Below are 6,409 nucleotides of genomic sequence, written 5' to 3'. Positions count from 1 at the left end.
GGCCCCGGCTCGCTGCGCCGCCGCGGTGCCGGCCGGCCACGACTTCGAACGCTTCTGAGAAAGGGGCTAGCGATGCGCGAGCACACGCCGCATCGCGCGTGTCCTCACGGCCGATGACATGGCACTGCTCGCCGCCGCCCGCAGCGACGCCGAGCGCTCGACTTGAGCGGCTGATTCTCTCAGGTCTTCCAGCCAGCCATGCGGTCGGCGGACCCGGTGCTTCGTCGGCCGGGATTCGGTGCACGGCGCTTTTAGAGGACCAGCCTGTCCCCTGGCAGGCCGTGGGCCTTCTGCAGACGGGCGACGGTAGGCAGGAGATTGAGACCGGTTTCCTGTCTGCATTGCCTGGCACGCTCCGCGAGATCGGCGAAGCTGAGGTCGACCGGGTCACCGGCCGTGGCGAAGACGATGGTGTTGCCGCTGTCGCAGGATGGGAAGGCCAGCGAGCGGCCGTCGAACGCCTGCGTGATGCGATCGACACTGGCCGCAAAGCCGCGCTCGCGGCCCAGCAGATTGATCGCCACGAGCCCGCCGCTGTTCAGACGCGCGCGGCAGGCCTGATAGAACGGCAGTGTGTCGAGGACGCCGGCACGGGCATGGCGGTCGAAACCGTCAACCAGGATGTAGTCGTAGGACGCGCCGCCGCGCAGCATGTATTCGGCGCCGTCGGCGACGACGATGCGCAGCCGGCATGGGTCGTCGGGCAGCCGGAAGTGCAGTCGGGCGACCAGGACGACTTGCGGGTCGATCTCGATTGCCGTGATCTTGGTTGCCGGCAAGTGGTGATAAACGAACTTGGCGAGTGAGCCGGCGCCCAGGCCGATCAGCAGCGCTTGGCGCGGCCAGGGTGGGTCGCGCAGCAACAGGCCCGCCATCATCTCCCGCGTGTAGGGCAGTTCGAGTGCGTACGGCCGCTGGATGCGCATCGCACCCTGCACCCACGCGGCCGAGAAGTGGAGGTAGCGCACACCGGACTTCTCGCTGATCTCGATCGACTGGCGTGGCATCAGACTTTGCCGCAACCATCCTGGCAAGCGGACGGCGGCGGCGAAACGCTGCCGTATCCGGCTGATTCGCTCGGCAACGCTAGCCTTGAAGGAGCGCAAGCGGATGTCCGATCATGCCGCCGGCGGAGGCTGGCGGGGTGGCGGTAGTCGCGGCACGCCGGAACCGCTTCCCGGCCTTTCGCGGTGCGCCTGCTGTTTGCCGACATGGCTTCTGGTCGTCGATTCTTGGGGTAGCCAAAGGAATGTTCCGGGTGGATGACGGTGCGCCAGCCGGCCCTCCGTTCGCCCGACACCAACATCGGACCACGACCCGGTGCGCGCGCAGCGCAGGCGCTATGATACGTCCCGCTACGGTGCAAAGGGTCAATTTAAAGCTCAGGGACGCTGCGCGGCTTTATCGCGCAGCGTCCCTGAGCGCGCCGGGTTGGGCGCGCCTGTGCCCCGGCGACGTCATTTGCTCGCAAGGGATTGGCGCGCGTTCTCCAGCTCGGGGCGGCGCTCGCCGGAGCCCGCCATGTCAAGCAGCCTCTTGAAATAATGGTGCGCTGCGTCGCGGTTGCCGGACTGCGCCGCAGCCTGCCCCGCGCCGTAAAGGCTTCTGAAGCGATTCGGGTCACGTACCTGGGAACGCTCGAACTGCGCAAGCGCCTCTGCCGGCTTGCCGCTTTCGAGCAGCATGTCGCCGAGCAACTCGCGCGCCGGCACCAGGCGGCCCGGGCTGACCCCATGCTTCTCGCTCGTGTCTTCGAGGTCAGCGGCGGCGCGCATCAGATCAATGGCGGCTTCGCGGTTGCCACGCGCGAACGCAATCCACGCCGAAGCGCCGAGGCGCTGAACTTCCACTTCGGTCGCCCAGTAGGCATTCCTGGCAGCCTTCAGCGTATCGACGATATGCGCAAGCTCCTGAACGTCACGTTCTGCCGCGGCCGCGTCTCCGCTGCGTGCGGCGCCCAGCGCCCGCGCATAATGCGTGCCGGCCTTGATGAAGGCGAAGCGCGTCGGCTGCGGCTGTAGCTGCGCAGCCTCTTTCCACGCACCGCGCTCCATGGCGTAACGGGCGGGGATGGCGGCGCGCGCGTACGCTTCCCCAAGAGCCGGGTTGGCGCTCTTGTCCACATCGGGCGCTTCCGCGACGACCCGTCGCGCAGCGGTATCCTGGGCGAGTTGCAGGTAGGCGTACTCCAGATAATCCATGGCATGCAATTGGTCGTCAAAGTCCCCTGCGGCCTTGGCGACGTTGGCGGAGCGCAGATTGGACGCCACCGAGTCCTGCCACGCACCGACGCGCGTGAAGATGTGGGAAGGCATGTGCAACGCGTGCGGCGCCGACGGTGCGATGTCGGTGTAGCGCCGCGCCGCCTGCAGCCCCTTGTCCGCGATCGGCGGATAGTCGTAGCTGTGGATGAGGTAATGGGCCGCGCCGGGGTGGTCCGGGTATTTCCGGGACTGGGCTTCGAGGACGGCGGCGGCTTTCAGCGCCGATGCAAATGTCTTCTCGGTCAGATCCTGCGTCACCGTCAAATAGAGCGCCGAGAAAATCTGTGCCTCGTCGTCGTCGGAAAAGCGCTTCGCCACGTTCTCGAAGGCATCCGAAAGCGAACGGATGCGTGCGCCGTGCGTTCGCTCGGTGGCGCCGCCAAAATACTGTGCCACGGCCTCGACGAACATGCGTTCGCGCTCGGTCTTCGCGCCGATGGCGCGCCCGCGCTCGATCGCCTCCTTTGCCTGCTGGACCTGCGCAGGATTCGGGCCACCGGCGAAGGGGTTGCCGATGAGGATGGTCGCGATTCCCCAGGTGGCGATGGCGCAATTCGGGTCGCGCTCGAGCACCTCGCGAAACGCCTGTTCGCCTTCCCGCCACCAAAACGAGTGCAACAGTGCCATGGCGCGTTCGAAGCGTGCCTGTACCGCCGGAGCACACGAATTGTCGAACGAAACCCGGCCGAGTTGCTCGGGCGGCTTGCCCGTTTTGCCGTGGGAGTGATCCGACTCATCAGGCGAGTGGGCCCGGACCGCGGTCGTGGCCGCCAGCAACAGCGCAAGCAAAGGTGCTGCGAGGGTGATCCGCTTTGTCATCCTTGATTCTCCTGGTCGAAAATTCCACTAGCGGGTACCCGCTGGAGCGCTGAAATCAGGCCACCCACTCACTTCGCCAGCACGATGTCGATGAAGTCGGCATGCCGGCGGACGTAAAATGGCCGGTAGTGATTGTCATCCTTATAGACCGGCTTGCCCGCTGCGGTCATGGCCGGGCAGCGCCTTTCCGGGCAGAGGTGCGCAACCGGATCGATCACCTTGGCGCCTGCCTTGCGGGCGATTTCTGTGAGGCGTTTGCCAAGTTCGCCCTGGTCGTCGGCAAGCGGAATCGATTCCTGGCGCGGCTTCACGGTCAGCCCGCTGAATCGGGTGCCGGCAAAGAAATTGCGCGGTTCGAATGGTGGGCCGTTCGGGTTGTCGAGAATGAGATACACCTCTTTCTCGACAGCCAGCGAACGAATGAATCGCTCGAGATTGGCCAGTTCAAAGTCGATGTCCATGTTTTTCGAGTACCGAGGACTCGATTTAAGGAAATAGAGGTTCCAGGCGGCGCCGATCACGACCGTACTGATCTTCGAATCATGGACCAGTGTCGTTACGTGCCGCCGGTAACTGTTGCACGTTTCCACATGGTATTCGTTGGTCTGGCCGCTGTCAGGAACGGGCGCACATCCTGCACTCGTCAGGAAGAGCGCGGAGCGATATTGCTCCGGGTCGCCGTCCAGCAAGCTGGCGATTCTGGGGCCATATTGCTCGATATGTGAATCGCCAATGAACAGTACCGGCTTCGCGCTGCCCGTTTTCGATCTCACCGTCACGCCGCCGAAACTGGTTTTCTGAAATCCGGAGGGATATTCCCAGTCGTGCAGCGCTTCGAGAATCGCTCCAATCGATTCGTGGTCGTTTCTTGGCCGCAGTATTTCAGCCTGCGTGACCAGGCCGATCACGAACAGGCCTGCCATGGTCGCGGCCAACGCGATCACCGTCCTCGTGCCGCCACGCCGCATTCGCTTTTCCACCAGCGCATACGTCAGATAAGCGAGCAGGAAACTGGCCGCGACCATCAGCGCGCGCGTGCTGGTCGGCGGTGTTTTCCCCCGCACGATCCAGGCCATCGAAAGCAGCAGCCAATGCCAGAGATACAGCGGATAACTGATCAGTCCGATCCCCACCATTCCGCGACTACTCAGGAAGTTCCTGTTCAGCCACGCATTCGGTCCGGCCGCGATGATCAGAAAAGTGCCCATTGTGGGAAGCAATGCCCACCACCCTGGAAATGCGGCGTTCTTGTTCAGCAGCGCAACACTGACGACGATCAACGTCAGGCCGACAGCGGACTGCCGATCAGGGTGTGTGGTCAGCACCTGCGGGCGATGCAGCACGAGGTAGGCAAGGATACCGCCGACCATGAGTTCCCAGAAACGGGACCATGGGGAGTAGAAGGCGGCTACCGGGTCGGCATGGACGGTGAGGATATTGACGGCGAACGATGCGATGGCAATCAGGAGGGTGATGCCGAGGAAATTGTAGTTGCTGTAGTTGCGTTTCCACAGCAGGCCGAGCAATAGTGGCCAGAAGATGTAAAACTGTTCTTCAATCCCGAGTGACCACAGGTGCAGGAGCGGTTTGGTCGAAGCGTCGTTGTCAAAATAGCCCGATTCGCTCCATAGCAGAAGGTTGGAAACAAAACCGCTCCCTGCCGCAATATGCATGCCCAGCTGCTTCTGCTCGTCGAGGACGAGCAGGAGCCATCCCAGTCCCCACGCGGTGGCCAGCACGATCGCCAAGGCCGGAAAGATTCTCCGGATTCGCCGGGAATAAAACTCGAAGAAACTGAAGGTTCCTGCTTCGAGATTCCCGAAAATGATGCTGCTGATCAGGTAGCCGGAAACGACGAAAAAGATGTCGACACCCACGAAGCCACCCGGCAGGGTTCGTGGAAAGGCATGAAAGATGACCACCAGCAGGACGCCCAGCGCACGCAAGCCATCGATATCCGGGCGATACTTTGGATGCGTCAGGTGCGGTAGCGTGGATACCTCGAGCGCCGGTCTGGTCTTGGACATTCTTCTTCGTGAGCTTCGTGCAGTGCCGTTCAGCCGGACTCCCTCGGGGTCACGGCAGTGTTGCAGGGTCAAATATTCCAGAGGCGCCATCCGGGCGCCGCGACTGCATTCGGCGTGCCCGCGTACGCCCGTAGCGGGCGCAACGCCCGCAAAGCGATGAGAATCAGGTTGTCAAACGGTCTGCTCATGCCCAGGCTGCTGGGCGTGGAGTCTATCGCGAAGAACAGGAAAAGCCAAACCGCACTCGGTCTTTGCGCGGGGTAGCCCGGCGTGCGGCGCAGACGCGGGTCGCTCCGGGTCGGTGGTCGAGCCGTCAGGGCGGGACGACTCTGCGCGGCGGCCGTCGCCGTCGCCCGGCTCAATGCCCCCCCACATGGGCGGCGACGAAGCCCGCGTCTTCTCGAGATCCAATCCATATCGGCAGGCGGCAAGGCCGATTCCTGGCGCCTGCCGAGGCGCGCGCGCCAGGAATTCCCGGCGCCGGTGGTGGCGCACCGTGCGCCTAGGATCGAGAAAAGACGGCGATGGCCACCGTACACAGCGCGAGCAGCAGATTGACGCCCACCAGCTGGCGTATCGAATTCAGGCTTGCCGCCGCCATTGGCCAGGCGGCCGCGTCGCAATGCGATCGCAATCTGGGATAAACGATGCCGTAGGCGAAGGCGAAAACACCGGCCATCGTCAGACCCAGACCGGCCATGAGGTGCCAGCCGAGCGGTGCCGACTGGAAGCCTGTCTGGGCGAGCATCGTCAAGCCGCTGACCAGGACCAGGGTCACCGCATAGGCGACGACCCGGAAAAAGCGCTTCAGCGTGGCGACCCAGAGGGGCAAACGTTGTGGCAGGTCGAGAAGCTGGGCGGCGGCGGGACGAAGGCAGAAGTAGGCGAAAAACATTCCGCCCACCCAGGCGATGACGCCGGAGAGATGCACAAGGATCAGGACGGATCGGAACATGTCGTCGAGTCTCTATCAGAACCTGCAGGCGGCCGCTCTCCTGACGGAAGCCGCGTTGCGCGCCGGCGAGAGAGAGGAAGAGCTGGTGAGCCTAACATGGATCGGGGTCGGCCGAGCGAACGAGAAAGACCGGTCGGTCGACGGTCGGGGCGGGCGCTGGCCCCGGCACGGGCTCAGCGCCCGGCGGCGGTCAGGCAGTCGAGCAGCAGCAGGATTTCGGCCGCGTCGTCGTAGTCGAGTCCGGGCGTATCGGCGAGCGACGCGCTGCGCTCGCCGGCGACGACGCGTTGCAGCGCGGCGACGAAAGGCGGCAGCCCGGCGGGCGGGTCGGGCAGGCCGGCCAG

At 64.2% G+C, this 6,409-nt stretch carries 4 protein-coding genes; all 4 read right to left on the bottom strand.

Annotation, left to right across the window (positions count from 1 at the left end; translation table 11 throughout):
- Window positions 1–251: 251 nt before the first annotated feature.
- Window positions 252–1,007 carry a fused MFS/spermidine synthase gene (locus tag CAPSK01_RS15580; protein ID WP_034928728.1) on the bottom strand — a complete coding sequence of 252 codons (756 nt, stop codon included), beginning with the start codon at window positions 1,005–1,007 and terminating at the stop codon, window positions 252–254.
- 450 nt (window positions 1,008–1,457) lie between these two features.
- On the bottom strand, window positions 1,458–2,837 hold the full coding sequence (locus CAPSK01_RS15575; RefSeq protein WP_273703809.1) for a tetratricopeptide repeat protein: 1,380 nt from the start codon (window positions 2,835–2,837) through the stop codon (window positions 1,458–1,460).
- Between the two features lie 314 nt (window positions 2,838–3,151).
- Window positions 3,152–5,110, bottom strand: a complete 1,959-nt coding sequence (locus CAPSK01_RS15570; protein WP_273703808.1) for an acyltransferase family protein — start codon at window positions 5,108–5,110, stop codon at window positions 3,152–3,154.
- A 502-nt stretch (window positions 5,111–5,612) separates the two neighbouring features.
- Complete coding sequence (locus tag CAPSK01_RS15565; RefSeq protein WP_034928723.1) at window positions 5,613–6,065, bottom strand: CopD family protein; 453 nt, start codon at window positions 6,063–6,065, stop codon at window positions 5,613–5,615.
- Between the last annotated feature and the right edge of the window lie 344 nt (window positions 6,066–6,409).

This window comes from Candidatus Accumulibacter vicinus, from assembly GCF_000584955.1.
Lineage (GTDB): Bacteria > Pseudomonadota > Gammaproteobacteria > Burkholderiales > Rhodocyclaceae > Accumulibacter > Accumulibacter vicinus.
Note: the sequence above shows the minus strand (reverse complement) of the source record. Positions and strands in the feature narration are given on the sequence as shown.

Excerpts from the sequence above, each read along its gene's own strand:
- CAPSK01_RS15580 (WP_034928728.1), bottom strand. The coding sequence starts at position 1,007 with ATGCCACGCCAGTCGATCGAGATCAGCGAGAAGTCCGGTGTGCGCTAC.
- CAPSK01_RS15570 (WP_273703808.1), bottom strand. The coding sequence starts at position 5,110 with ATGTCCAAGACCAGACCGGCGCTCGAGGTATCCACGCTACCGCACCTG.
- CAPSK01_RS15565 (WP_034928723.1), bottom strand. The coding sequence starts at position 6,065 with ATGTTCCGATCCGTCCTGATCCTTGTGCATCTCTCCGGCGTCATCGCC.